The organism is Streptomyces venezuelae (genome assembly GCF_008642295.1).
Lineage (GTDB): Bacteria > Actinomycetota > Actinomycetes > Streptomycetales > Streptomycetaceae > Streptomyces > Streptomyces venezuelae_C.
In genome coordinates this window covers 1,787,787-1,811,651 of the sequence record NZ_CP029190.1, presented here as the reverse complement: position 1 = coordinate 1,811,651, position 23,865 = coordinate 1,787,787, and the positions used below count along the sequence as shown (strand labels likewise).

Sequence of the window (23,865 nt, the reverse complement as noted above, 5' to 3'; positions counted from 1 at the left end):
ACAGGGGCGCCAACGGCCGGTGCTGCTGCTTCGGTGCCGCCCCAAGGCTGGTCGCGCCATGTCCGGCGCAGTCGATGCCCATCGGCGGAGTACCTTATTGCACAACACTTGCAATTGCGTGCCTGATGCGAAAGAGGTGGCCGTGGCAGCTCCGGTGGTGCTCGGTATCGAGTCGTCGTGCGACGAGACGGGCGCGGGCATCGTCTCCGGCGGGAGACTGCTGGCCCACGTCGTGGCGACGAGCATGGACGAGCACGCGCGCTTCGGAGGCGTGGTGCCCGAGATCGCGTCCCGTGCGCACCTGCAGGCCTTCAATCCGGTCGTCCAGGAGGCGCTCGACCAGGCCGGGCTGCGTCTGCGGGACATCGACGCGGTCGCCGTCACCACCGGCCCGGGCCTCTCCGGTGCCCTCCAGGTCGGTCTGGCCGGGGCGAAGACCCTCGCGTACGCGGCTGGCGTGCCCCTGTACGGCGTGCACCACCTCGCCGGGCACGTGGCCGCCGACACTCTGGAGCACGGGCCGCTGCCCGACCCCTGCATGGTGCTCATCGTCTCCGGCGGCCACACCTCGCTGCTGCTCGTACGGGACCTGGTCCGCGATCCGATCCTGCACCTGGGCGACACCATCGACGACGCGGCCGGGGAGTGCTTCGACAAGGTCGCCCGGGTCTTCGGCCTGCCCTACCCGGGCGGCCCGGCCATCGACCGCGCAGCCCGCGGCGGCAACCCCTGCTCCGTCGCCTTCCCGCGTCCGCTCCTGGGTTCCAAGGAGCACCCCTACGGCTTCTCCTTCTCCGGGCTGAAGACGGCCGCTGCCCGCTGGGCCGAGCAGCACCGCCAGAGCGGAGCGGAACTCCCCGTGGCCGACGGCGCCGCCTCGCTGCAGGAGGCCGTCGCCGACGTCCTGACCCGCAAAGCGCTCGCCGCCTGCCGGGAGTACGACGTGCGCACCCTTGTGGTGGTGGGCGGCGTGGCCGCGAACTCGCGGGTGCGGGCCCTGGCCGAGGAGCGGTGCGCGGCCGCGGGGGTCGAGCTGCGGGTGCCGCCCATGACCCTGTGCACCGACAACGGCGCGATGATCGCAGCCGTCGGCGACCTGCTGGTCCGGGCCGGCTCCGACCCCGCCCAGCTCGACATGTCCATCGACCCGTCCGCGCCCCTGGAGTACGCGGCTCTGCACCCCGTCGCCCGGCCGGCGGCGAGAGTGGCGTGAGCGGCGTGGCGGTGCGCCGGGTGTCCGGCGCCGAACTGCTCGCCCGGCAGGACGACATCCTTCACGTCTACGCCGAGGCTTTTACCGAGGCGCCGTGGAATGCGTCCCGGCAGGTGGCGGAACGGTTCCTCGGAGGGCTGGCCGAGAGTGCGCCCCGGCCCGGCTTCGTGGCTGCGCTCGCTTTCGACGGCGAGAGGGTGTCCGGCTTCGCGACGGCATGGACCACGCCCGCACCGTTCCCGTCCGGCGGCTGCTACCCGCAGGTGGCCGCTGCGCTGGGCCCCGAGCACACGGCCTCGTGGCTGTGCGGAGGCCGTGAAGTAGACGAGCTCGCCGTCGCCAAGGCGGCACGCGGCCGGCGCGTAGGTGCCGCCCTGCTCGACGCCGTGACCGCCGACGCCCCGGAAGGCCGGTGCTGGCTGCTGACCTCGGTCCGCGCCCGCGACGCGCTGGCCTTCTACCGGCGCCTCGGCTGGACCCAGGCCACCCACCCCGCTCCCGAGGGAACCGGACACGCGGTCTTCCTCGGCCCCCTGCACCCGGCCCGCACAGCCGCCCCTCGCCGCATCCGACCACCCACTCCCACTCCCGGAGCAGCACCCACCATGCGTACCGCCGACATCCGCCAGCGCTTCCTGGACTACTTCGCCGCCCGCGGCCACACGGTCGTCCCGAGCGCGCCGCTGCCCACCCCGGACCCGACGCTGCTGTTCGTCAACGCGGGGATGGTGCCGTTCAAGCCGTACTTCACCGGCGAGGCCACCCCACCGTGGGAGCGGGCGACCAGCGTGCAGAAGTGCATCCGCACCCTGGACATCGAGGAGGTCGGCAAGACCACCCGGCACGGGTCGTTCTTCCAGATGAACGGCAACTTCTCCTTCGGCGACTACTTCAAGGAGGAGGCCATCGCCTACGCCTGGGACCTGTCCACCAAGGCCCAGGCGGACGGCGGCTACGGGCTGGACCCGGAGAAGATCTGGGTCACCGTCCACCACTCCGACACCGACGCCCGCGGCATCTGGCGGAAGGTGGCCGGCCTGCCCGACGAGCGGATCGTGGCTCGCGGCGACGAGGACAACTTCTGGTCCATGGGCGTCCCCGGACCCTGCGGCCCCTGCTCCGAGCTGTACTACGACCGCGGCCCGGCGCTCGGCCGCGAGGGCGGCCCGGCGGTCGACGAGGACCGGTACATGGAGTTCTGGAACCTCGTCTTCATGCAGTACGAGCGCGGCGAAGGGGCCGGCAAGTCCGGCTACCCGATCCTCGGCGAGCTGCCCCGCCGCAACATCGACACCGGCATGGGCCTGGAACGCATGGCCACCCTCCTCCAGGGCGTCGACAACCTCTACGAGATCGACGAGACCCGCCCCGTCCTGGACTGCGCCGCCCAGCTCTCCGGCGCCCGCTACGGCACCGACCCGCAGGCGGACGTCCGCCTCCGCGTGGTCGCCGACCACGTCCGCACCGCCCTGATGCTGCTCGGCGACGGAACGGCCCCTGGCAACGAAGGCCGCGGCTACGTCCTGCGCCGCATCCTGCGCCGCGCGGTCCGCTCCATGCGCCAGCTCGGCTTCCACGACCCGGTCCTGCCCGAGCTGCTGCCGGTCGCCCGCGACTGCATGGCCCCCAGCTACCCCGAGCTCGCCGACTCCTTCGCCCGCATCGCCGACCAGGCGTACGGCGAGGAGGACGCCTTCCGCGCCACCCTCAAGCAGGGCACCACCGTCCTGGACACCGCCGTCGCCCAGGTGAAGGCCGACGGCGGCCGTTCGCTGCCCGGCGCCCAGGCCTTCCTGCTGCACGACACGTACGGCTTCCCGATCGACCTGACCTTGGAGATGGCCGCCGAGCAGGGCGTGGAGGTCGACCGCGAGGGCTTCACCGCGCTGATGAACGCCCAGCGCGAACGCGCCCGGGCCGACGCCCGCGCCCGCAAGTCCGGCGGCGCCCTGGACACCTCCGCCCTCCGCCCCGTACTCGACCAGCACGGCCCGACCGACTGGCGGGCCTGGGAGGCCCTGACCACCGAGTCCCGCGTACTGGCCGTCCTCGGCACCGCCGGCCCGGTCCCGGTGGCGGCCACCGGCGAGATCGTCACCGTCGTCCTGGACCGGACGCCGTTCTACGCCGAGTCAGGAGGCCAGGACAGCGACGCGGGACGCCTGTCGGGCGCCTCCGTCGAGGCCGAGGTCCTCGACGTCCAGCGGCCCCTGCCGGGCCTGGTCGTCCACCAGGTCCGGATCACCGCAGGCGAGCTGGCCCCCGGCGACGCCGTGCACGCAGCCGTCGACGCCGAGTGGCGACTCGGCGCCCGCCAGGCCCACTCCGGCACCCACGTCCTGCACGCGGCCCTGCGCGAGGTGCTCGGCCCCACCGCCCTGCAGTCCGGCTCGTACAACCGGCCCGGCTACCTCCGCCTGGACTTCCCCTGGCGCGGCGCCCTCTCCCCGGCCGTCCGCAGCGAAGTCGAGGAGGCCGCCAACCGCGCCCTGCGCCGCGACCTGCCCGTCGGCGTGCAGTGGATGACCCTGCCCGAGGCCAAGGAGATCGGCGCGCTCGCCCTCTTCGACGAGACGTACGGGGAGAAGGTACGCGTCGTCGAGATCGGCGGGGCCTGGTCGCGCGAGCTGTGCGGCGGCACCCACGTCGAGCACGCCTCCCAGATCGGCACCGTCGCGCTGACCTCGGAGGGCTCGGTCGGCGCCGGCATGCGCCGCCTGGAGGCGGCGGTCGGCGTCGAGGGCTTCGCCTACCTCGCCCGTGAACGCGACCTCGTCGCCCGCATCGCCGAACAGCTCGGCGCCCCGCGCACCGAGCTCCAGGACCGGATCGCCGGGCTTCTGGACCGCCTCAAGACAGCGGACCGGGAGAACGCCCATCTCAAGCAGCAGGCCACCGTTGCCCGCGCCGGTGAGCTGGCCGACACGGCAACCGATGCCGCCGGTGTGCAGACCGTGACGGTCACCACCGAGGGCGCGGCCGAGGACGCCCGCGCGCTCGCCATGGCCGTCCGTGACCGCCTGCCCGGCCGACTGCCCGGCGCGGTCGCGGTCGGCACCAGCACGGGTCTGGTCATCGCGCTCAACCCTGCGGCCCGGGACGCGGGCCTGAACGCCTCGGCGCTGGTCAAGCAACTCCTTGGCGGTCGCGGTGGCGGCTCCGCCGAGCTCGCCCAAGGCGGCGGGCTGACTGCGGATGCCATCACCGGCGCGCTTGCCGCACTGCCCGCGTTGATCGCCTCGCGCTGACACCCGGGGGCCGGGCAGGAGGTGGTCGCTGCGCCAGCCTTCCCGAGCCGGCTGACGGCCGGGTGGGTCACTCGTGAGGGAACATCGCGAACAGCTTCGCCACGACGTCGGGGCCCGCGGATTCGCGGGTCCCCGCGTTGTACGGCGGCTGTGGCGCGTACTCCAGGAGGAGCTGGACAGCCTGGGCGGTGTCGTCACCGGCGATCAGTCCGGCCAGGGTCAGGGCCATGTCGATGCCTGCTGAGGCGCCTGCCCCGGTGGCGTAGTGGCCGTCGATGACGACGCGTTCCTGGACCGGCGTCGCGCCGAGCCCGGTGAGTTGGTCGAGGGCGCCCCAGTGGGTCGTCGCCCGGCGGCCGGTGAGAAGGCCGGCGGCAGCGAGGATCAGGGAGCCGGTGCATACGGAGGTCATCCAGTCGGCGGTCTCGTCGGCGCGCCTCAGCCAGGTGTGCAGGGGACCGTCGGCCATCTGGTCCGCCTGCCCCGGGCCGCCGCCGACGAGCACGACCTCGGGGTGGGGGACGTCGTCCAATGCGGCCACGACGTCGATGGACAGGCTGTGCAGGTCGTTTCGGACCAGGCCTGGTGCTTCGGCGACGAACACGACCTCGGTGCCGGGCAGTCGTCCCAGGACGTCGTAGGGGCCGATGACATCGATGGCCGTGAATCCCGGGTAGAGCACGATCGCGACCTGCATGGAGGGCTCCTTCGTCGGTTCCGGACCGGGCGAGGCACGAACAGCCGGACCGGAGGCACCGGTCCGGGTCGGCTGTTCGGTCGTGGAGGGAGTCGTCGAGCCGAGACATCCGGTTCCCGGACAGAGAGGCGGGTTTGACGCTCCATGCTGGACGGGCAGCGGCATGTTCCGTGGTCGTGGCCACGGTCGCCCAGCGGGCTGTCGCTGCGTTGTGGGCCCGTATCCGTTCGCGGAACGGGTACGGGTCCACCCTTTCGGTCAGGCCGCGGCGGGCACGAGGACGCGATGCCGCTGTGTGCGGTGGCGGTTGCCCGGGACGGTCGGGGCAGGCGTCCGGCCGGGTGCGGGGGAAGACGGGTCATCGTCCGTCAGCAAAGCGGTGAGGTCGCGGCGGGCGCGGGCCACGCGCGAGCGGACGGTTCCGATGGGGCAGTTCACGGCGGCCGCGGCCTCGGCGTATCCCAGCCCGAGGAGTTGGGTGAGTACGAACGCGTCGCGGCGCTCGGCGGGGATCAGGGAGAGGAGTTCGGCGAGGGCGATTCCTTCCTCGAAGCCGGGCAGGGTGAGGGGCTGGGTCCGTTCCGCGGCCGTCTGCCAGTCGTCCCGGTCCGCCAGGCGTGGGCGGGCGGCGGCGCGGCGCAGGCTGTCGACGACGGTCCGGCGGGCGATCGTCAGGAGCCAGGTCCGGGCGGAGGAGCGGCCTTCGAAGCGGTGGAGTGAGGCGAGGGCGCGCAGGAAGACCTCCTGGGTGAGGTCGTCGGCGGCCTGGGGGTCGGCGCTGAGGTAGGCGACGTAGCGCCAGACGTCGTACTGGAGCGCGCGGATGAAGAGGTCGGCCTTGGCCGGGTTCCCGTCGCGTGCCTCAAGAGCCAGTCGGGTTGCTTCGGCGTCGGATTCCGGGGTGTGCCGGGAGGGCTTCCGGGCCTCCGGGCGGCGGGGGGCGGGCAGGGCAGGAGTCATCGCCACAGGTCCTTAGGGGCAAGGGTTTTCCGGCGGACCGCGCGGGGGGTCCGGCCGGTGAGGGGAGTACGGCCTGCCGGAGGGCAGGGCCGATGCCCGAGGGGCGACGGCCTGGTGCCGTCGGCGCGTCCTCGGGGAACCTGCTGTCACAGGACAGCGGTTCCCGTCGGCGGACCCCGTGAGGTGATGGCGTGGACGAGGAGCAGCCGTCGTGGCCGCCGGACGCCGAAGTCCCGCACCGGCCGGGGAGCCTGGTGGTTCGCGACGGGGACGAGGACGGCGAAGAGCACCCGGAGGGGCGCGGTGAGCCAGCCCGCGAGGACACGGGTGAAGCGGAAGAACGCCTGTTCGGCGTAGGCGAGCCAGAGGCCGCAGAGCACGGCGGCGAGCAGGTGGGCGGCCAGCATGCCCGTGGCGGACATCGAGGCCATGGACGCCATGTCGTGGCCCGTGCCCGGTGGCATGAGACCGCTCGGGGAGGCGCCCATGTGGTGCATGGCGTGGCCGCCGAGGGCTTGCCCCGTCGTGCCGGGCGGCGGCTGCGAGACGAGCCCGCCGAGTCCGGCGGCGTCGACGATTCGCAGCGCTTCTTCGGCCGACAGGTCGCTCTGATCGCCCGGTCCGCAGGTCAGGTAGGCGGCCCACTGCCGGGCGAAGGAGGTTCCGGTCGGCAGGGAGGGCTGCACGAGGGACTGGGCCAGTGAGAACAGGGAGTGGAGCACGGCCTGTACCACCACCGTGGCCGCCGTCACCGTGGCCAGTCCGCGTTCCCCGCCGGCCAGGGCCCAGGCGGCCCCTGCGGTCCCTGCGAGCGCGGGCAGCAGCGCCCACCAGGGCAGTTCGGTGCCGGACATGAGGACGTGGCCGACGGCCGCGAGCAGCACGCAGACGGCCGCGAACATCGCGGCCCGTACGAATCGGGAACAGTGGCCTGGCCTCATGGCGGGTTCATCTTCGCACCCGCTCTCCGGGCCCGGCAGGGGGGTGCGCGTTGCGTGGTGCAGGACGGCCGGTCGGAACCGGTGCCGGGCTGTCCGGCCCGACCGGGCTCCGGCGTACCAGGGTGGCCGGGAACCGGAGCACCGCCTCGTACGACTGCTCAAACGGTCCGCCGAGGGGAAGGCATCCGAGGGCGGGAGCTGACCTGATTCCTGGAGATCGGAGACACCCGTGGCGGTCCGGCGCACGGCAATACCCTCACCCACGGGCACCGGTGCGTCCCGGCTCACCACCGCGTTGCTGACCTGCGCCATGGGCTTCTCGATGCTCCAGCTGTTCCTGCTGGGGGCGCTGGGGCCGAGACTGGTGGAGGAACTGGGCCTCTCCGCGACCGTGCTGGGGCTGACGACGACCATGGGATTCGGTGTGGCGGCCGTGCTGTCCCCGGCCGGTGGCCGGATCGTGGACCGGATGGGGCCGCGGCGGTCGCTGGTCCTGCTGCTGTCGGTCTCGGCCATGGCCCTCACCCTCATAGGCTCCGCTCCGGGGACGGGGCTGCTGCTCGGTGCCGTCGCACTGGGCGGCGTACCCCAGGCGCTGGCGAACCCGGCGACGAACAAGGCCGTTCTCGCGACTGTTCCACCCGAACGCCGGGGCGCGGTGACCGGGATGAAGCAGTCCGGGGTCCAGCTCGGTGCCTTCGCCGCGGGGCTGCCGCTGGCCGCACTCGCGGGCGGGCTCGGCTGGCGCGCGGCGGTCTGGACGGCCGCGGGTGCCGCACTGCTGGCCGCCGTATGGGCGGCTCGCGCACTGCCGGCCGACCCGGCACCGGCCCCGGCGGCCGCGAGGGCGAGCTTCGTTTTGCGTGGCATGGTGGCCTGGCTGGCGGTGTTCTCCCTGTTCCTGGGTGCGGGGATCGCCTCGGTCAACACCTACGTGGCGCTGTACGGCACTCAGCGGCTGGGGATGGGGCCGGCGGCGGCGGCCGGCCTGGTCGCGGTCCTGGGGCTGGCGGGGATCGGGGGCCGGGTGGGCTGGTCGCGGGCGGCCGTGCCCGGCCTCGCCGAGCGGCTGCCGGCCTGGCTCGCGTTCGGTGCGCTGGGCGCGGCCGTGTTGTTGGGGGCGGCGGCATCGGCGCCCGTGCTGGTGTGGGCCGGAGTGCTCGCGATCGGGGTGTTCGCGGTGTCCGGGAACGCGGTGTCGATGGTGCTGGTCGTGCAGCGTGCGGCTCCCGGCCGGGCCGGTCAGGATTCGGCGCTGGTCGCGGCGGGGTTCTTCGCCGGGTTCGCCGTGGGCCCGTCCCTGTTCGCTCCGTTCGCGCAGAGCGGCCGGTACGGCGTCGGCTGGACCCTGGTGGCGGTGGAGTTCGCGCTCGCGGGTGCCGTCGCGTGGGCGTGGGCCGTCCGGGACCGCCGGGAGCGGGGCCGATGAGGACGGGTGACTGGGCCGACCGCGCGCTGTCCGCGGTGATGGAGCGGGTCGCGGGGACCGCCGCGCAGGTGGGGGAGCGGTTCCCGCTGTACGCGGACCCGGCTGACGGCCGGTGGAAGACGACGGGGCGCGGCAGCTGGGCCGGGGGTTTCTGGGCGGGGCTGCTGTGGCTGCGGGCCCGGTACACCGGAGATCCCGCCGACCGGCGCGCGGCTGCCGCCTGCACGGCCCGGCTGGCGCCGTGGGCGGACGCTGACACCGCGACCAGGGGCCTGATCTTCTGGTACGGCACAGCGCCGGCCGTCGGGGACGGTGCGGCGGAGCAGCTGCGGGAGCGGGCGGCGAGCGCCACGCTGGCCTCCTTCGAACCCGGGCTGGGGATCGTGCCCTGGGGGGACGCCTTCGGAGGGCCACGGCTGCTCGCGCGGGCGGACGGTGTACCGGGGACGGTTCCTCTGCTCGCGGGCATTGCACCGGGTGCGGCGGCGGCTCATCTCCACCGTCATCTCGACCTCTGCGTCGGTCCTGCCGGGGAGCGGCAGCCGCCCGCCTGGAAGTTCGACGGGTCCGGGTGGCTGCCGTGTGAGGAACCGCGCCCGGGATGGGCCCGGGGGCGGGCGTGGCTGCTGCTCGCCGTCGCCGACGCGTTGCTCAGCCCGGAGGTCGCCGCGCAGGACAGGCCCCGACTGGAGGCGGCGGCGCGCCGGTTGCTGGCCGGGAGCGATGTCCTCAGGGGACGGTTCGTCCTGCCCGCGGACGCCGTTGATCCCACGGGCCCGCTGGACACGTCGGCCGCCGCCATCACGGCGGTCGCCCTGCTCAAGCTCGCCCGGGTTCCCGCGGACTGGTCGTTCGCGTGCTCCTACCGCGGTGTCGCCCTGCTGATCCGCCTTGCCGAACGGCACCTCACCTACGGGGAGGGCGGCGGCCGTCCGGCGGGCATGCTGTTGGACGGCTGTTACGACGCGGCCCGGGGACTGGCCGTTCGGCACGAGCTGATCTGGGGCGACTTCTTCCTGGCCCTCGGCTTGGCCTCCCTGGACGGGCTGGTCGACCTCAGGAAGGTGTAGCGGACGCCTCTTCTCCGTACCCGCGCAGGATCCGCCGGGCCACGGAGGTGATGTGCAGTTCGTCGGGTCCGTCGAGGATGCGGGCGGCCCGGCCGCTGCGGAACAGCGCGGGCAGTGCGGTGTCCGGGCCGAGGCCGGCCGCGCCGTGGATCTGTATGGCCGAGTCCGTGACCTGCTGGAGCATCCGGGCGGCGGCCACCTTGGCCAGTCCCACTTCGGTCCGCGCCTCGCGGCCTGCGGCGACCAGTGCGACCGCCTCGTGAACCAGGGGCCGGGTGGTCCGCAGGGCGAGGAGGGCGTCGAAGACGTGCTGCTGGACGAGCTGGTGATCGGCCAGGGGTCCTCGCGAGGTGGTGCGGCGGGCCGCGCGTTCACACATGAGGTCGAAGGCCCGCTGGGCCTGGCCGAGCCAGCGCAGGCAGCGCAGGGTCCGCCCGAGCGCCAGCCGCTCCCCGGCGACGGCCAGGGCTTCGCCTTCCTCGCCCACCAGGTGGTCCTCAGGGATCGCGACCTGGTCGAGTGCGATCTCGAACTGTCCGGACGCGCCGAACACCGGTAGTTCGCGGACGACCCGGTATCCGGGGGCGGTGGTGGGCACCAGGAACAGCGAGAGCCCGCCGCGGTCACCCGGCGCACCGCCCGTGCGGGCGAGCACCGTCACCAGGTCGGCGCCCGCGGCTCCGGAGGTGAACCACTTGGCACCGGTCAGCAGCCAGCCCCCCTCCGTCCGACGTTCGGCCCGCGTCCGCGTGAGGAAGGGATCCGTGCCCGGAACGTCCCGCTCCGTCATCGCGTAGCAGGCGCGCAGTTCACCGGCGACCAGCTGCTTCAGGTAGGCCTCCCGGACGGATCCGCTGCCGTGCCGGGCGAGCATCGTGACGTCCAGCAACGGTGCGGAGCCCAGCGCGGCGGGACCGTGGTCGCTGGCTCCCTCGGCCTCGGCCAGCTCCGCGTAGGCGGAGAACGGCAGCCCGCCACCGCCGAGTTCCGCGGGGAGCGGCAGCGCCCACAGACCTTCCGCCCGGGCCCTGAGCCGAAGGTCGCTCAGGACTGCTGTGGCCTCCGGCCCGCCGGCGTCGAGGACGGGCTCGCACGGCATCACGCCGGTGCGGACGAACCGGGCGATCCGCTCGCTCAGTTCCGGCAGCGGCGGGTGTTGCTGTGGTGACGGGCCACGGGCCGCCTCGGGATCCGGCACGGCTTCTCCTCTCCGTTCCCGGGAACTCCCGGGAACGCACGTACGACTGCTTCTTGGCCAACTGGTCGGGGGCGAAAGCGCCATGGTTCCCGACCCCGTACGAACTCCGGCAGAGGCCACCGCCGCCGGGAGAGGAGAGGCATGACGTCATCGGCAACCACGCAGACGGTCCGGCCGCTCGACACGATGGGTGTGCGCATCGGCGGCCCCGAGCAGATCGTCGGCGTCGCCGCCGAGCACCTGAGGCTGCTCGGCGCGCGGACGGAAGGACCGGCCGCATCCGGCCCGGACGCGACCGTCACCCTCAGTGGTGACGGGTTCGAGCCGGCCCGGGCAACGGCCGTCTGGGGCGCTCCCGGCAGCGGGCTCGTCGACGAGGCGACGGTCCAGGCGGCCACCGGCATCATGGCCGTGCACGGACGCCGCGACGGCGCCCCGGCCGGGCTGGCCGCCGACTACACCGCCACCGCCACCGGAGTCCTCGTCGTCCAGGGACTGCTGGCGGGCCTGATCGGCCAGGCCCGCGGAGCCGCTGCCGCCCCCGTCGAGGTGGCCGCCGACCGGGCCGGACTGCTCGCCGTCTCCCAGTACCTCGCCGCTGCCGGAGCAGACGAGGGAGAGGCCGCCGAACTGGCGCCCGGAGGGCCACCGTTCACCTCCGCGGAGGGCACGCTTTTCGAGCTGGAGACCCTGGACCCGGGCGCGTGGGCCGCGTTCTGGCGGGCTCTGGACGCCCCCGCGGACGCGATCCGGGCGGGCTGGCGCCCCTTCCAGTTCCGCTACGCCACGGCCTGCGCCCCGTTCCCGGCAGCCCTCCACACCGTCACCCGCGCACACCCGCTGGCCGTCCTCCACCGCGCCGCCGCACACTCCGGCGCCGAGATCTGCGTCCTGCGCACCCTCGCCGAACGCCACACCGAGACCGACGGCGCGGCCCCCTGGGCGCTGAGCCCGCTCGCCGGAGGGCCGGTGCCCCGGCCACGGTCGGCCCCCGCCAAGACGCCGGCCCCTCACCTGCCGCTGGCCGGCCTGACCGTACTGGAGGCGGGCCGCCGCATCCAGGCACCCCTGGCCGCGCACCTCCTCGGACTCCTGGGAGCCGAGGTCGTCCGGATCGAACCGCCGGGCGGCGACCCGCTGCGCGGCATGCCCCCCACCACCTCGGGCATCTCCGCCCGCTGGCTCGCCCTGAACCGGGGCAAGAAGGCGGTGGAGATCGACATCAAGGCGGAAGCCGACCGGGGCCGACTCCGTGACATGGCGTCCCAGGCCGATGTCTTCCTCCACAACTGGGCCCCCGGCAAGGCCGCCCAACTCGGTCTGGATGCCGAGGACCTCGCCCGCGTCAACCCCGGCCTGGTGTACGCGTACACCAGCGGCTGGGCCGACCGGATCGAGGACGCCCCCATGGGCACGGACTTCATGGTGCAGGCCCGCACCGGCGTCGGCGAGGCCGTGCGCCCCGAGGGAGAGGCACCCGCCCCCTCGCTGATGACCCTCCTGGACGTGCTCGGCGGGCTGCACGGCGCTGAGGCCGTTCTGGCGGGGCTGCTGCTGCGCGAGCGCACGGGCCGGGGCGTACGCGTGGACTCCTCCCTCCTCGGCGCCGCCGACACCCTCACCGCCCCCGCCCTGGCACGGATCACCCGGGGGGAGAACCCCCGCCGGTCGGCCGGGTTCCGTAGCCCCCTGCGTACGGCCGACGGCTGGATCGCCCCCGCCGACCGGCACGCCGCAGCCGCTCGCGGCCACGCCCTGGACGGACTTCCCACGGCCGAGGCCCTCGCCCTGCTCCACACGCACGGCATCGCGGCGACCCCGGTCACCACCGACCTCGACGCGCTGCACCACGACCCTCGGTTCGCCGGGGCGATCACCCGTGACGCCTATGGCGCGCCCGCCGTCCCCACCCCCTGGAGGCTCGTATGACCGTCGCCCTGCACGACCTGCTCCCCGCCGGACTGCGCCGCTCCTACGCCGTCGACGGCACCTGCCCCGACCTGGACCTCTACAGCCTCTTCCGGGCACGGCAGATCGCCGACCCGCACCGCACCGCCGTCATCGACGCCAAGGGCGAGCTCTGCTACACCGCGCTCGACCGCAAGGTGCGATGTCTGGCCGCCGGCCTCGCCGGACTCGGGATACGCCCGGGCGACGTGGTCGGCGTACAGCTGCCCAACCACCGCAACAGCGTGATCGCCGACCTCGCCCTGGCCGCGCTGGGGGCCGTGGCCCTGCCCTTCCCCGTCGGCCGGGGCGTCCTGGAGGCCGAGTGCCTGCTGCGCCGCGCCGAGGCCGTGGCCGTCATCGCCGCCGTCGAGCACAAGGAGTTCCGGCACGCGGCCGACCTGCACACCCTGTCGCGCTCGCTGCCCGCGCTGCGGCACGTGGTCGCGGTCGGCCCCGGAGCCGCGCCGGAAGGGACCGCGGCATGGTCGGAGCTGATGCGCTCGGACCCCGCCGCCTTCCGCGCCAGCCGTCCCGACCCGGACGGTGCGGCCCGCATCCTGGTCTCCTCCGGCTCCGAGGCCGAGCCGAAGATGGTCGCCTACTCCCACAACGCGCTGGCCGGCGGCCGAGGCAACTTCCTCGCCTCCCTCATCCCCGACGGCCGCCCGCCCCGCTGCCTGTTCCTGGTCCCCCTGGCCTCCGCCTTCGGCTCCAACGGCACCGCCGTCACCCTCGCCCGGCACGGCGGAACCCTGGTCCTGCTCGACCAGTTCACCGCCGACGCGGCGATCGCAGCCGTACGCGCGCACGAGCCGACGCACGTCCTCGGCGTGCCGACCATGATCCGCATGATGCTGGAGCGGCTCGGCACCGGTGACGAGCGGCTGCCCGCCCCCACGGCTCTCGTGCTGGGCGGCGCGCCGCTCGACGAGACCACCGCGGCCGCGGCCGCCAAGGCATTCGGCTGCCCGGTCGTCAACCTGTACGGCTCCGCCGACGGGGTCAACTGCCACACCGGGCTCGCCCACACGGTCCCGCCCACCGACGGCAGGGGCGTGGTCGCCGGACACCCCGACGCCCGTGTCGCGGAGATCCGCATCGCCGACCCGGAGACCCACGAACCTCTCGCCGACGGAGACATCGGGGAGATCATCTCGCGGGGCCCGATGACCCCGCTGTGCTACGTCGCCTCACCCGACCTCGACGCCCGCTACCGCACCGCCGACGGCTGGGTCCGCACCGGCGACCTCGGTTACCTCGACGGTGACGGCGTCCTGCACGTCGTCGGCCGGCTCAAGGACATCGTCATCCGCGGCGGCGCCAACATCAGCCCCGCCGAGGTCGAACGGGCGCTCACCTCGCACCCGCAGGTCAGCGACGTGGTGTGTGTCGGCGTGCCCGACCCGCTCATGGGGGAGCGGCTGGCCGCCTGCGTCGTAGCCCGGGGAACGGACGCACCGACGCTGGACTCCCTCACGGCCCACCTCGCCGAGCACGGTTTGGAGCGGCACAAGCATCCCGAACGCCTCCTCGTGGTCGCCGAGATGCCGTTGACCGCAGCGGGGAAGCCCGACCGCGCAGCGCTGCGCGAACGTCTCTCCGACGCCGTGGCCGAGGCCGGTTCCGACGCCCGGGCGACGCCCTTGGCGGAGGCAGGCTGAGGGCAGGGAGCGGTGGCCGGCGCCGTGGCCGGCCGCCGCTGCGGAGCGGGCGGGCACACGCCTGGTGTACCCGCCCGCCGCCTCACGCGGTCCGGTTCCGGCGCACGACACCCACGGCGACGTCGACCACCAGGAAGACGGCCAGGGTGATGCCCAGCAGCGGCAGCGCCCAGCCGAGCGCCGCCACCGCCGGGATCCCGAGCACCAGCACGGGCAGCGGCAGCAGGCGCCAGGTACCGCGGGCCGGGGCCTTGCCGAGGGCCGCCGAACGGTCCTCACGGGTGGGACGGCGCTGCCACCACATGCGGTAGCCCCAGAAGGTGATCAGGATCAGTCCGATCGCGATCAGGGCCAGCACGATCTGGTTGAGGACACCGAACAGCACACCCATGTGGCCCTGGACGCCCAGCTTGGTCAGTTTGGCCAGCACGGGGTAGTCGGCCCACCGGGTGTGGGACGTGACCTCGCCCTTGGCCGGGTCCACGGCGACGCGGTCGTAGTGCACCGGCCAGACGTTGTCGGACTGGGCCACGACCCAGGCGCTGGCCGTGTCGGCCGGCGGGGTCAGCGTCACCGTGCCGCCCAGCCCAGCCTGCCGGGCCGTCGCGAGGGCCTTGTCGAAGTCCGCGGGATCGGCCTGCGGGGCTTCCTCGGCGGCTCCGTGGCCACCGTGGCCCGCGTGCTCGTCGCCGCCCGCCTCGGCGGGCGGCTCGGCACCGGGCAGCAGGGTGTCCAGCTCCGGCGCGTGTCCCTTGGCCGCGTCCAGGACCTGCCCGAAGCGCTCGCCGGCGTAGTGCGACCAGGTCAGACCGGTCGCGCTCAGGAAGAACAGTCCGAGGGCCAGCCACACGCCGGTGGCAGCGTGCCAGGAGCGGGTCCGCCGCACGCCGCGAGCCGTACCGTCGGGCAGCAGCACCCCGCGCGCGGACTTGGCCCGCTGACCGCGGGCGCGCCCGATCCACAGCACCAGACCGCCCGCGACGATCACCCACATCCAGCTCGCCGCGATCTCCGAGTAGAGCCGGCCGGTCTCTCCCAGGTGCAGGTTGCGGTGCAGGTCGTCCAGCCAGGTCGTCACCGGCGTCGAGCCGAACCAGGTGGTCAGCTCACCCTTCACCTCGGCGGTGTACGGGTCGACGAACACGGTCCGCTGCTTCTCACCCAGCTCGGGCAGGGACAGTACGACCCGGGTGGTGTCCTCGGCGGAGGCCGGGGTGACGACCTCGGCCAGAGCGCCTTCCGGGTGGGCGCCGCGTGCCGCGGCGATCTGCTCGGACAGCGGGCGCGGCTGTTCGCCGACCTGCTCGACGGTCAGCTTGTCCCCGTAGAGGACCTGGTCGAGCTGGGGTGCGACGGTGTAGAGGAGGCCGGTGACGGCCGCGATGAGCAGGAACGGGGCGACGAACACCCCGGCGTAGAAGTGGAGCCGTACGAGCAGGGCGCGTACGCCCTGCCAGGAGCGGCCGGCCGGCTCCGGGTCGGCGGTTCTCTGCGGTGGTGTTCCGGTGGTGGACGTCATGGAAGTTCTCCTGTCGGGGGTGTGCGTGACCGCACCGGTGGCTGGTGGAGCCGCCGGTGGGTGGGGGAGGCCGCCGGGCGGGCGGCTGGACCGCCGATCACATGGGTGGATCAGGCGCACGTCATCCCGGGAGGACCGCGTCTGGGGCGGGAGCGGGCGAGCAGGACACCGAACCGCGGCGTCAGCGGAGGAGAGACATGGAGGGGCGGCAGGACGGCGGCGGCCGGAGTGCGGTGCGGGGCCGCGGGGGGACGGACCGGGGTGAGGAGGGCGGCCAGGTGGCGCAGCAGCCGTTCGCCGTGGACCACGCACAGGGCGGTGCCGATCGTGGCGAGTGCGTGCGCGGCGGTCATGGCCGGGCTCATCGTGTGCCCGGCCTGGGCCATGGCCGCCGGGTCCATCGTGGCCGCCGGGGCCATCCCGCCGTGCACGGCGAGTCCGTGCCCGGCCATCGAGTGGTGCCCGGTCGACCGGTGCGCGGCGGTGGAGTGGCCCGCCGCGAGGGTGTGGAAGGCGAGGTGCAGGGCGAACTGAGTGCCGCCCATCACCATGGTGGTCGTGGAGAAGCCGATCCGGCGGTTGCCGAAGAGCGTCGCGCACAGGACGGTCAGTACCGCGAAGATCCCCGCGAGAGCGGCGGGGGAGGGCAGGCTGCCGCCCGCCGCGACGTGCCCGACCGCTCCCAGCACCAGGCATGCGGCAGCACCGGGCAGACCCCACCGGGTCCGCCTCGGCCAGCTCCCCGGTTCGCGCACCGGCACAACCTATCCGCGTCTTACCCGGCTGCCCGGAACCCGGCTCAGGGCAGTCCGGGACTGCTCCAGGGCCCCCGGCGGCTCATGCCGCGTCAGCGAGGTTCATGGACAAAGGCGTTGTTGAGGGATGTGCTCCGGCGTCCGGCGCCGGGGAGAGCGACCGACGCCGCGGCCGTGAGGCGAATCACAGCGGTGCCCTCGGGGGCGAAAAGTGCATCCCGGGACGTTCCTCTTGGAACGTCCCGGGATGCGGCAGGTGTGGCGGTCTCTCAGGAGGCGCCTGCGGCCTTCTTCAGCTCGGCGGCGGCGTTGCGGTAGACCGCCAGCAGGTCGAGGTCGTCCCCCGGATAGTTGACGATCTTCACCTGCTTGGCACCCGAGTCGGGCAGCACGGTCCCGGTGGACATGTGGGCGTTGTCCAGAACCAGGGCGGGCTTCTTCGCGGACAGCTCGGCGAGCTGCGCCGGGGTCACGGCCTCGGGCCCGTAGGTGCCGACCGGGGTCGCGCCGGCCAGCTTCGCGGCCCACACGGTGAACACCTGGCTGACCACGGTGGGAGCCTTCCCGCCCGGCCATGCGGCCTGGACCTCCTTGTTCAGCTTGGTGTACTCGGTGTCGAAGCCGGTCTTCCAGGCGGTGGCGGCGTCCTTGGTTCCGAACATCCCGGCCAGCTTGTCGACCTCGGCCTTCACCTTGTCCGGGTCGTTGTCCAGGTTGACCTCGACCAGCTTCGCCTTCGACCCGGCCGCCTCCTTGATCTTGGCGGCGTACGGCTCGAAGGGCGCGTAGAGCACGAAATCGGCCTTGGCGACCGCGGCGAGGTCGGAGGGCTTGGGGTCGTAGTCCGGGGCGTGGTGCACGGACTGGGGCACGATGACCGTGATGTCCTCGGCTCCGGCGGCCTTGGCGAAGGCGCCCTCCCAGGTGGTGGTGACGACGACCGTCGGCTTCTCCGCTGCATCGGCGGACGCGGAGGCGGAGGCGCCGGCGGCCGGGGAGGAGGAGGCATCGGCCTTGCCGGTGCTGTCGCTGTCGCCGCAGCCGGTCAGCAGGACGATCCCGGCCGTGCTCAGTGCGAGGAGGGAAGGGATGCGGACGCGGGTGCGCGCCATGAGCGGGTTCTCCGTTCGAGTGATGCGGATATGAGGTGCACGGCGAGGACGACCGTCCCCGCCGTCAGTACGAGGACCGGCCCCGGGGGCCAGTCCAGCCACAGGGCCAGCAGGAACCCGGTCAGGTTCACCGCCACCCCGATCCCGATCGCCCACAGGGTGATCGACTTCAGTGAGCTGCCCAGCCGCCGTGCGGCGAGGGCGGGCAGCAGGGTCAGAGCGTCGACGAGCAGCGCCCCCGTGAGTTTGATCGCCCCTGCCACCGACACCGCTACCAGCACCAGCAGTACCGCCGTCAGCGCCCGCACAGGGACGCCCGAGCACTGGGCGAGCTCCCGGTCGTACAGCAGCAGCCCGATGTCCCGACGCCGCCACCAGAACAGGCCCGGCACGGCGACGGCGAGCACGCCCAGGACGACGAGGTCGCCCGTGCCGACGGATAGGATCGACCCCCACAGCAGGGCGAAGGCACCGGAGGCGTTGACCCCCGATACGGCCAGCAGCAGCAGCGCCGCCGCGATGGCCAGGCTCATCAGCAGCCCCATCGCCCCGGACAGACCGTCCGGGGTCCGGGCCAGCGGAGCGACTCCCGCCCCGGACAGCGCGCACACCACGAGGGCGCACAGCATCGGGTCCAGGCCCGTGATCAGACCGACCGCGATACCGAACAGCGCGACGTGCATCATCGCGAACCGCACCGGCATGATGTCGAGCCCGACGATCACCACTCCGATGACGGGCAGCCCGATCGCGGCCAGCAGCAGGCCGAGTCCGGCGCGCTGTACGGGCACGAGCTGGAGCAGGGCTCCCACGTCCGCGGTGGCCAGGGCCGTCGTAGCCGTCACCGGACCTCCCGCAGACGCCCGGCGGCCATCTCCAGCACCCGGTCGCAGCGCTCGGCCAGCGCCCGGTCGTGGGTCACCACCAGCAGCGTGACCGGCAGCGAGGTGAGCACGTCGGCTGCTTCCGCCTGGCCGGCGAAGTCGAGGGCGGCGGTCGGCTCGTCGGCCAGCAGGACCCCTGCCCCGGCGGCCACGCAGCCGATCGCCCGTGCCAGGTACATGCGCTGCAACTGGCCGCCCGACAGGGTGTGGAGGGGCCGCCCGGTCAACCGGCCCACCCCGAGGCGCTCCGCTGCTTCGGTCGCGTCCGAGGGTGCGGAGCTGCTGGCGAGCAGTTCCGCACCCAGCATCGGGAACCGTCCGGCCGCCGGCTTCTGCGGGATCCAGGCGCAGGCCCGGCGCCGCCAGGCCCACTGAGCCTGCGTGCCGGTACCGCGGCCGCCGACCTCGATCGAGCCGGTCACCTGACGGTGCAGGCCGAGCGCGGCACGCAACAAGGTGGTCTTCCCAGAGCCGTTCGTACCCGTCAGCGCCACCCGCTCTCCGGCGGCCACCTCCAGGTCCACTCCGGACACCGCCTCCACACGACCGTGGCGGCATGCCACCCCCCGCATCCGCAGGTCCAGCCCACCCATCCCGCACCCTTCAGTCATCCCAGCCGCCTGATTCCGTCCGCGCGCATTCCCGCCCGCACCGCAGGAGTCGGACGCTTCGCTGGATCGGTTCCCGGCCCTTCACAGCCGGGGTGCCGCTGCCGCTCCCGCGCGGCCTCTCTCAGGAAGTCGTACGGAAGGGCCGGAAAGTTTCCGGAACCTCTGCGGTGCGAGGGGCACCGGAAGCACACGAGCCTGAGCCCGTGCTTCGCGCACCGCCGCCGCAGGGGCTTGCCGTGCTCGCCCCACGGGCATGCCCTCTGTGCCCGTAAGCGGGCGGCGCCAGGCCACCGCACGGCGCACGCGCAGGAAGAGGAAGGCACAGCAGATGACCGACATCAGTTCCCTGACCCCCGTGGCGACGTTCTGCGGGAAGTGCAGCTGCGGCTGCCCGGAGCTCTTCATCGACGAGAGCGCCGCGCCCGAGCGTCGTGTGGTCATCACCGACGACTTCGGCCAGCGGGTGGAGATGAGCGCCGACCAGTTCGGCTCCCTCCTGGAGGAGGCCAAGACGGGCAGACTGGACAACGTCGCGGTCGCCTGAGACCGGACCGCGTCCTGCGTTCTTCCGAGGGTCGCGGCTGGCACGGCGCGGGGATGAGTCGTCAACGCCTGCGCAGGCCGGGGGAGGGCGGGCTCTGATGGTCTGCCGACCGCAACCCGCTCCGCGAACAGCGGGGGTCGTGGCGAACGCGCGGTCGGCAGACCGGGGCCGGGCCACGCTCGGGAGGCGCATTCCCCGTGGCCCGGTGCGGCCATCCTGGCACGCTGATCCCTCGGCAGAGGGATCCGTGCGGCGCTCTCTACACGTGAGGATCATCCCGCGTAGGGGCGGGAACCGGGGGCGTGCGCAACCCGACACCTACGCAATGCGCCACTTCAGGGTGCTCTCCGAGGGGGAAGGCCGATCACGGCCGCTGCCCGGCCACGATGCAGCGGGCTGCCCGCAGGCGGAGAGGTTGAGCAGGGTGCGGGTTGGGGAGGAAGGCGTCGGCGGATGCCGATCGGCGAGCGTGGCACGGACGTAACACGGGGATGTGATCACATGGCCGGAATCTCCACGGGGCCGGAAGCGATGACCTCCGGGCAATGGCCCTGGGATGTGCCTGTGGCGCGGCACGGGGCTCGTGGTGCGCGACGGCTGGGCGGCTCGGTCGTACCGCTCACCCTCCTCACCACGCTCCTGCTCGCCGCCGGCTACGGCTGGCTGGGGATGGTCGCGGACGGCCCCGCCGGCGCTCTGATCGGTGCAGGGGCCGGTCTGGCGGTGAGCGCCGGGATCTTCGTCTTGGTGCACCGTGCCGTGTCGGGCCCGGCCCGGCTTCGGCGGCGCCGGGCGGGCCGTCCCTGAGGTCCGCCGGACCCGGCGTTCCTCACTGGTACAGGATTGGGGTGGGCACCGGGCGGAACTCCGCCCGGTGCCCACCCCCGGCCGGTACGTAAGCGAGCCTCGACGTCTTGATCAGCCCGTGGGCGCGGGCGCCGCCGTGTCGGCCAGGCCGTATCCCGCCTCGGTGATGGTGGCGCGCAGCGTTGCGTCCTCCAGACCGGAGCCGCGTACGACGACCGAACCGTCCGCCAGCTCGACCTCCACACCGGTTACACCGGCTACGGCCGACAGTTCCTCGGTGACGCCAGCCACGCAGTGGCCACAGGTCATCCCGGTAACGGTGTATCGACGTTCTTCCATGTCGCTGCTCCTCGTGTTCGGACCGCTCGTGCGCTCTGACGGCAGAACGGCTTTGCTCGTGCGGGGCCGGCCTGCACGCACTGAACGCCCTGCCCGTGACAGGGGTCGTACCGCGCCCCCACCGCGTTCCCCGTGTCACCCGCGAGGGTGGTGTTCGGCGCGTATGTGCGGTTCGCGTTGCTCGGAGTGTGAGGGAACCGTTCGCTGTGCCTGGCCGACTGCTCCCGTGCCCCAGACGCTGCCGCCCGACGGCACGTGCCACGACCAGGAGGCGTACGCCGTGGACCAGACAGCAGCCCCGCCCCGCCGGAACCCCGGCCGATTCCTGCCGCTACGGGTCCTGTGCGGCTTCTTCATCCTCCTCGTGTTGGTATTCTGCGGCGCCTACGGGCTGGGGGCGGCAGTAGGACCCGTTGAACCGGGAAGCGTCGGTCCGGCGGAACCCGGCGGCGAGATGCGCGACCACCACGCCGGAGTCCACTGATGACGGACAGTCCCGCCCTCGGCCTCGTCACCGACCTCACGATCTGGGGCATGACGTGCGCCGCATGCGTGCGCCGGGTGGAACGCCGCCTTGCCAAGCTGGAGGGCGTCACCGCCCAGGTGAACCTGGCGACCGGGCGGGCCCGGGTGACCCACCCGCCCGAGACCACTCCCGACGCCCTCGCGGCAGCGGTCGAGGCCGCCGGATACACCGCCGTCCTGCTCCGCCCGGAACTCCCCGAAGAACAGCGCGGCGGCGCGGATCCCGAGGACGGCGGACAGGACCGGAACGAAGCCGGCGCCAAGGGCGCCGAATCCGCGCGCGAGCGGGAGCGGCTCCTGTACACCGCCCTGCTGTCCCTCCCCGTCCTGGTGCTGTCCATGGTTCCGGCGCTGCAGTTCCGTAACTGGCAGTGGCTGTGCTTCGCGCTCGCCGCGCCCGTCGCCGTGTGGGGCGCCTGGCCGTTCCACCTGCGGGCGCTGCGCGGCCTGCGGCACTCCGCCGCGACGATGGACACCCTGGTGTCGCTGGGCGTGACGGCCTCGTTCTCCTGGTCCGCCTATGCCCTCTTCTTCGGCGGCGCGGGAGAGCCGGGCATGCGGATGCCGTTCACGCTCGTGGCATCCGGAGGCCATGGCACCGCCCACGTCTACCTGGAGGCGGCGGTCGGGGTCACGCTCTTCGTCCTCCTCGGCAGGTTCCTGGAGACCCGCGCCCGGCACGGGACCGGGGAAGCGCTGCGTTCCCTCGCCTCACTGGCCGTCAAGGAGGTGACCATCCGCCGGGGCGCCCGCGAGGTCCCGATTCCCGTGGCAGAGCTCCGCACCGGTGACCTCTTCGTGGTCAGACCGGGCGAGCGGGTCGCCACCGACGGGCAGGTGGTCGAAGGCACCTCGGCCGTGGACATGTCCCTGGTGACAGGTGAGTCCGAACCGGTCGAACTCGCCCCGGGCCAGGAAGCGACGGGCGGCTCGGTGAACGCCGGCGGTCTGCTGGTCGTGCGCGCCACGGCGGTCGGAGCCGACACCCGGCTCGCCCGCATCACCCGCATGGTCACCGACGCCCAGGCGGGCAAGGCACGGGCCCAGCGCCTGGCCGACACCGTGGCCGGATTCTTCGTACCGATCGTCCTGGCCCTGTCGGCGGCAGTGCTCGGCTTTTGGCTCGGAGCCGGCGCCGAAACCCAGGCCGCGGTGACGGCCGCCGTGGCCGTCCTGGTCGTCGCCTGCCCCTGCGCGCTCGGGCTCGCCACCCCGACGGCGCTCATGGCGGCCACCGGCCGCGGGGCCCGGCTCGGTGTCCTGGTCAGCGGGCCGCACGCCCTCGAAGGACTCCAGCACGTCGACACCGTGGTCCTCGACAAGACCGGCACCCTGACCTCGGGCCACATGAGCGTCGGCTGGGTCACAGCGGTGCCCGGCGGCGTAGGAGAAGCGGAGGCCGTCCGACTGGCGGGCGCCGTCGAAGCCGCATCCGAGCACCCACTCGGCCGGGCGATCACCGCCCACGCACGCCGCACGAACGCTCCCGACGGCCTCCCACCCGTACGCGACTTCACCGCGCGGCCGGGACACGGAGTCACCGGCCGCGTCGACACACGCACCGTCGAAGTGGTCTCCGCAGACGCGTCCGGGCTGCCCCCAGTCCTGTCGGCAGCGCTGGAGCGGGCCGAGGGCAGTGCCCGCAGCGCGGTGGTCGTCCGTGTGGACGGCCGGGCCGAGGCGCTCATCGAGGTCGCCGATCTGCCGCGGCCCGGCAGCTACCGGGCCGTGGACCGGCTGCGGCGCCTCGGTGTCCGGCCCGTGCTCGCCACCGGTGACCGGGCCGCGGTCGCCCGCGCCGTCGCCGAGGAGATGGGCATTGCAGAAGTCCACTCCCGCTGCACGCCGGAAGAGAAGGCCGCGCTGGTGGCCCGGCTCCAAGAGGAAGGCCGGCGCGTCGCGGTGGTCGGCGACGGGATCAACGACGCCGCCGCCCTCGCCCGAGCCGACCTTGGCATCGCCATGGGAAGCGGCACGGACGCGGCCATCGGCGCCGCCGACGTCACGCTCGTCCGCGGGGACATCGAAGCCCTCGCCGACGCCGTCGGCCTGGCCCGCCGCACCCTGGGCACCATCCGGACCAACCTGGTCTGGGCATTCGGCTACAACGCCGTCACCCTCCCCCTGGCCATGGCCGGACTCCTCAACCCCATGCTGGCCGCACTCGCCATGTCCGCCAGCTCCGTGCTCGTGGTCGCCAACAGCCTGCGCCTGCGCACCTGGGAACCCCGCCGGGCGGCAGCGAGGAGCGGCCGCCCGCCACGCCCCGTCCCCTCCGGCAGGCCCACCGGGCGCCGCAACCGGTGACGGATACAGGGACATCCGGGAACCACCGGCTCCTTCGTCCCGACTCCTGCGACGAAGACCACCGGCGGTCGGCCGGACACACCGAAGGAGCACAT

Annotated in this window: 20 protein-coding genes; 10 read left to right on the top strand and 10 right to left on the bottom strand. The window is 73.6% G+C overall.

What is annotated here, in order from left to right:
* Positions 1-154: 154 nt before the first annotated feature.
* The gene (gene tsaD / locus DEJ50_RS07815; RefSeq protein WP_150211990.1) at positions 155-1,213 is read left to right on the top strand and encodes a tRNA (adenosine(37)-N6)-threonylcarbamoyltransferase complex transferase subunit TsaD; all 1,059 of its coding nucleotides are present in this window, start codon (positions 155-157) and stop codon (positions 1,211-1,213) included.
* Positions 1,210-4,461, top strand: a complete 3,252-nt coding sequence (gene alaS, locus DEJ50_RS07810; protein ID WP_150206851.1) for an alanine--tRNA ligase — start codon at positions 1,210-1,212, stop codon at positions 4,459-4,461. The genes tsaD and alaS overlap by 4 nt, the downstream gene beginning before the upstream one ends.
* Before the next feature lie 67 nt (positions 4,462-4,528).
* Here the strand turns inward: alaS and DEJ50_RS07805 are convergent, their stop codons facing one another.
* From DEJ50_RS07805 to DEJ50_RS07795, 3 genes are all read right to left on the bottom strand, one after another.
* Positions 4,529-5,158 carry a DJ-1/PfpI family protein gene (locus tag DEJ50_RS07805; RefSeq protein WP_150206850.1) on the bottom strand — a complete coding sequence of 210 codons (630 nt, stop codon included), beginning with the start codon at positions 5,156-5,158 and terminating at the stop codon, positions 4,529-4,531.
* Positions 5,159-5,416: 258 nt separating this feature from the next.
* Positions 5,417-6,118, bottom strand: a complete 702-nt coding sequence (locus DEJ50_RS07800) for a sigma-70 family RNA polymerase sigma factor (protein WP_150206849.1) — start codon at positions 6,116-6,118, stop codon at positions 5,417-5,419.
* Between the two features lie 146 nt (positions 6,119-6,264).
* A complete protein-coding gene (locus DEJ50_RS07795; RefSeq protein ID WP_190344346.1) occupies positions 6,265-7,059 on the bottom strand; it encodes a hypothetical protein in 795 nt (264 codons plus the stop codon).
* 310 nt (positions 7,060-7,369) lie between these two features.
* Here DEJ50_RS07795 and DEJ50_RS07790 point away from each other — a divergent pair, with 310 nt between their 5' ends.
* Both DEJ50_RS07790 and DEJ50_RS07785 read left to right on the top strand, forming a co-directional pair.
* A complete protein-coding gene (locus DEJ50_RS07790) occupies positions 7,370-8,488 on the top strand; it encodes an MFS transporter (RefSeq protein ID WP_150211988.1) in 1,119 nt (372 codons plus the stop codon).
* A complete protein-coding gene (locus DEJ50_RS07785; protein WP_150206848.1) occupies positions 8,485-9,558 on the top strand; it encodes a sugar ABC transporter permease in 1,074 nt (357 codons plus the stop codon). The genes DEJ50_RS07790 and DEJ50_RS07785 overlap by 4 nt, the downstream gene beginning before the upstream one ends.
* On the opposite strand, the gene DEJ50_RS07780 is transcribed toward DEJ50_RS07785, so the two are convergent.
* Positions 9,545-10,756, bottom strand: a complete 1,212-nt coding sequence (locus DEJ50_RS07780) for an acyl-CoA dehydrogenase family protein (RefSeq protein WP_223837662.1) — start codon at positions 10,754-10,756, stop codon at positions 9,545-9,547. The genes DEJ50_RS07785 and DEJ50_RS07780 overlap by 14 nt on opposite strands.
* A gap of 141 nt (positions 10,757-10,897) precedes the next feature.
* On the opposite strand from DEJ50_RS07780, the gene DEJ50_RS07775 reads away from it, so the two are divergent.
* Both DEJ50_RS07775 and DEJ50_RS07770 read left to right on the top strand, forming a co-directional pair.
* Positions 10,898-12,685 (top strand): CoA transferase, encoded by a 1,788-nt coding sequence (locus DEJ50_RS07775; RefSeq protein ID WP_150206846.1) that lies wholly within the window; start codon positions 10,898-10,900, stop codon positions 12,683-12,685.
* Positions 12,682-14,367 carry a class I adenylate-forming enzyme family protein gene (locus DEJ50_RS07770; protein WP_150206845.1) on the top strand — a complete coding sequence of 562 codons (1,686 nt, stop codon included), beginning with the start codon at positions 12,682-12,684 and terminating at the stop codon, positions 14,365-14,367. Before DEJ50_RS07775 ends, DEJ50_RS07770 begins: the two co-directional genes overlap by 4 nt.
* A gap of 82 nt (positions 14,368-14,449) precedes the next feature.
* Here DEJ50_RS07770 and DEJ50_RS07765 read toward each other — a convergent pair whose 3' ends face one another.
* The 5 genes from DEJ50_RS07765 to DEJ50_RS07745 form a co-directional block, all read right to left on the bottom strand.
* Positions 14,450-15,886: a PepSY-associated TM helix domain-containing protein gene (locus tag DEJ50_RS07765; protein ID WP_150206844.1), complete on the bottom strand. Its 1,437-nt coding sequence runs from the start codon at positions 15,884-15,886 to the stop codon at positions 14,450-14,452.
* A gap of 110 nt (positions 15,887-15,996) precedes the next feature.
* Entirely contained in the window at positions 15,997-16,641 is a 645-nt protein-coding gene (locus tag DEJ50_RS07760) for a hypothetical protein (RefSeq protein ID WP_223837661.1), read from the bottom strand.
* 269 nt (positions 16,642-16,910) lie between these two features.
* A complete protein-coding gene (locus tag DEJ50_RS07755) occupies positions 16,911-17,753 on the bottom strand; it encodes a metal ABC transporter solute-binding protein, Zn/Mn family (RefSeq protein ID WP_150206843.1) in 843 nt (280 codons plus the stop codon).
* Positions 17,711-18,598 (bottom strand): metal ABC transporter permease, encoded by an 888-nt coding sequence (locus DEJ50_RS07750; RefSeq protein WP_223837660.1) that lies wholly within the window; start codon positions 18,596-18,598, stop codon positions 17,711-17,713. The genes DEJ50_RS07755 and DEJ50_RS07750 overlap by 43 nt, the downstream gene beginning before the upstream one ends.
* Positions 18,595-19,230 (bottom strand): metal ABC transporter ATP-binding protein, encoded by a 636-nt coding sequence (locus DEJ50_RS07745; RefSeq protein WP_150206842.1) that lies wholly within the window; start codon positions 19,228-19,230, stop codon positions 18,595-18,597. Before DEJ50_RS07745 ends, DEJ50_RS07750 begins: the two co-directional genes overlap by 4 nt.
* 346 nt (positions 19,231-19,576) lie before the next feature.
* Between DEJ50_RS07745 and DEJ50_RS07740 the strand changes: the two genes are divergently transcribed.
* The gene (locus DEJ50_RS07740) at positions 19,577-19,792 is read left to right on the top strand and encodes a hypothetical protein (protein WP_150206841.1); all 216 of its coding nucleotides are present in this window, start codon (positions 19,577-19,579) and stop codon (positions 19,790-19,792) included.
* A 564-nt stretch (positions 19,793-20,356) separates the two neighbouring features.
* The gene (locus DEJ50_RS07735; protein ID WP_150206840.1) at positions 20,357-20,599 is read left to right on the top strand and encodes a hypothetical protein; all 243 of its coding nucleotides are present in this window, start codon (positions 20,357-20,359) and stop codon (positions 20,597-20,599) included.
* Between the two features lie 111 nt (positions 20,600-20,710).
* On the opposite strand, the gene DEJ50_RS07730 is transcribed toward DEJ50_RS07735, so the two are convergent.
* Positions 20,711-20,938 carry a heavy-metal-associated domain-containing protein gene (locus tag DEJ50_RS07730; protein ID WP_150206839.1) on the bottom strand — a complete coding sequence of 76 codons (228 nt, stop codon included), beginning with the start codon at positions 20,936-20,938 and terminating at the stop codon, positions 20,711-20,713.
* A 226-nt stretch (positions 20,939-21,164) separates the two neighbouring features.
* Between DEJ50_RS07730 and DEJ50_RS07725 the strand changes: the two genes are divergently transcribed.
* Complete coding sequence (locus DEJ50_RS07725; protein WP_150206838.1) at positions 21,165-21,422, top strand: hypothetical protein; 258 nt, start codon at positions 21,165-21,167, stop codon at positions 21,420-21,422.
* A complete protein-coding gene (locus DEJ50_RS07720) occupies positions 21,422-23,770 on the top strand; it encodes a heavy metal translocating P-type ATPase (protein WP_150206837.1) in 2,349 nt (782 codons plus the stop codon). Before DEJ50_RS07725 ends, DEJ50_RS07720 begins: the two co-directional genes overlap by 1 nt.
* Positions 23,771-23,865 lie beyond the last annotated feature (95 nt).

Bases quoted from the DNA above. Each gene is read 5' to 3' on its own strand.
- DEJ50_RS07805 (WP_150206850.1), bottom strand. From the start codon at position 5,158: ATGCAGGTCGCGATCGTGCTCTACCCGGGATTCACGGCCATCGATGTC.
- DEJ50_RS07800 (WP_150206849.1), bottom strand. From the start codon at position 6,118: ATGACTCCTGCCCTGCCCGCCCCCCGCCGCCCGGAGGCCCGGAAGCCC.
- DEJ50_RS07795 (WP_190344346.1), bottom strand. From the start codon at position 7,059: ATGAGGCCAGGCCACTGTTCCCGATTCGTACGGGCCGCGATGTTCGCG.
- DEJ50_RS07790 (WP_150211988.1), top strand. From the start codon at position 7,370: ATGGGCTTCTCGATGCTCCAGCTGTTCCTGCTGGGGGCGCTGGGGCCG.
- DEJ50_RS07785 (WP_150206848.1), top strand. From the start codon at position 8,485: ATGAGGACGGGTGACTGGGCCGACCGCGCGCTGTCCGCGGTGATGGAG.
- DEJ50_RS07775 (WP_150206846.1), top strand. From the start codon at position 10,898: ATGACGTCATCGGCAACCACGCAGACGGTCCGGCCGCTCGACACGATG.
- DEJ50_RS07770 (WP_150206845.1), top strand. From the start codon at position 12,682: ATGACCGTCGCCCTGCACGACCTGCTCCCCGCCGGACTGCGCCGCTCC.
- DEJ50_RS07765 (WP_150206844.1), bottom strand. From the start codon at position 15,886: ATGACGTCCACCACCGGAACACCACCGCAGAGAACCGCCGACCCGGAG.
- DEJ50_RS07755 (WP_150206843.1), bottom strand. From the start codon at position 17,753: ATGGCGCGCACCCGCGTCCGCATCCCTTCCCTCCTCGCACTGAGCACG.
- DEJ50_RS07745 (WP_150206842.1), bottom strand. From the start codon at position 19,230: ATGGGTGGGCTGGACCTGCGGATGCGGGGGGTGGCATGCCGCCACGGT.
- DEJ50_RS07740 (WP_150206841.1), top strand. From the start codon at position 19,577: ATGACCGACATCAGTTCCCTGACCCCCGTGGCGACGTTCTGCGGGAAG.
- DEJ50_RS07730 (WP_150206839.1), bottom strand. From the start codon at position 20,938: ATGGAAGAACGTCGATACACCGTTACCGGGATGACCTGTGGCCACTGC.
- DEJ50_RS07720 (WP_150206837.1), top strand. From the start codon at position 21,422: ATGACGGACAGTCCCGCCCTCGGCCTCGTCACCGACCTCACGATCTGG.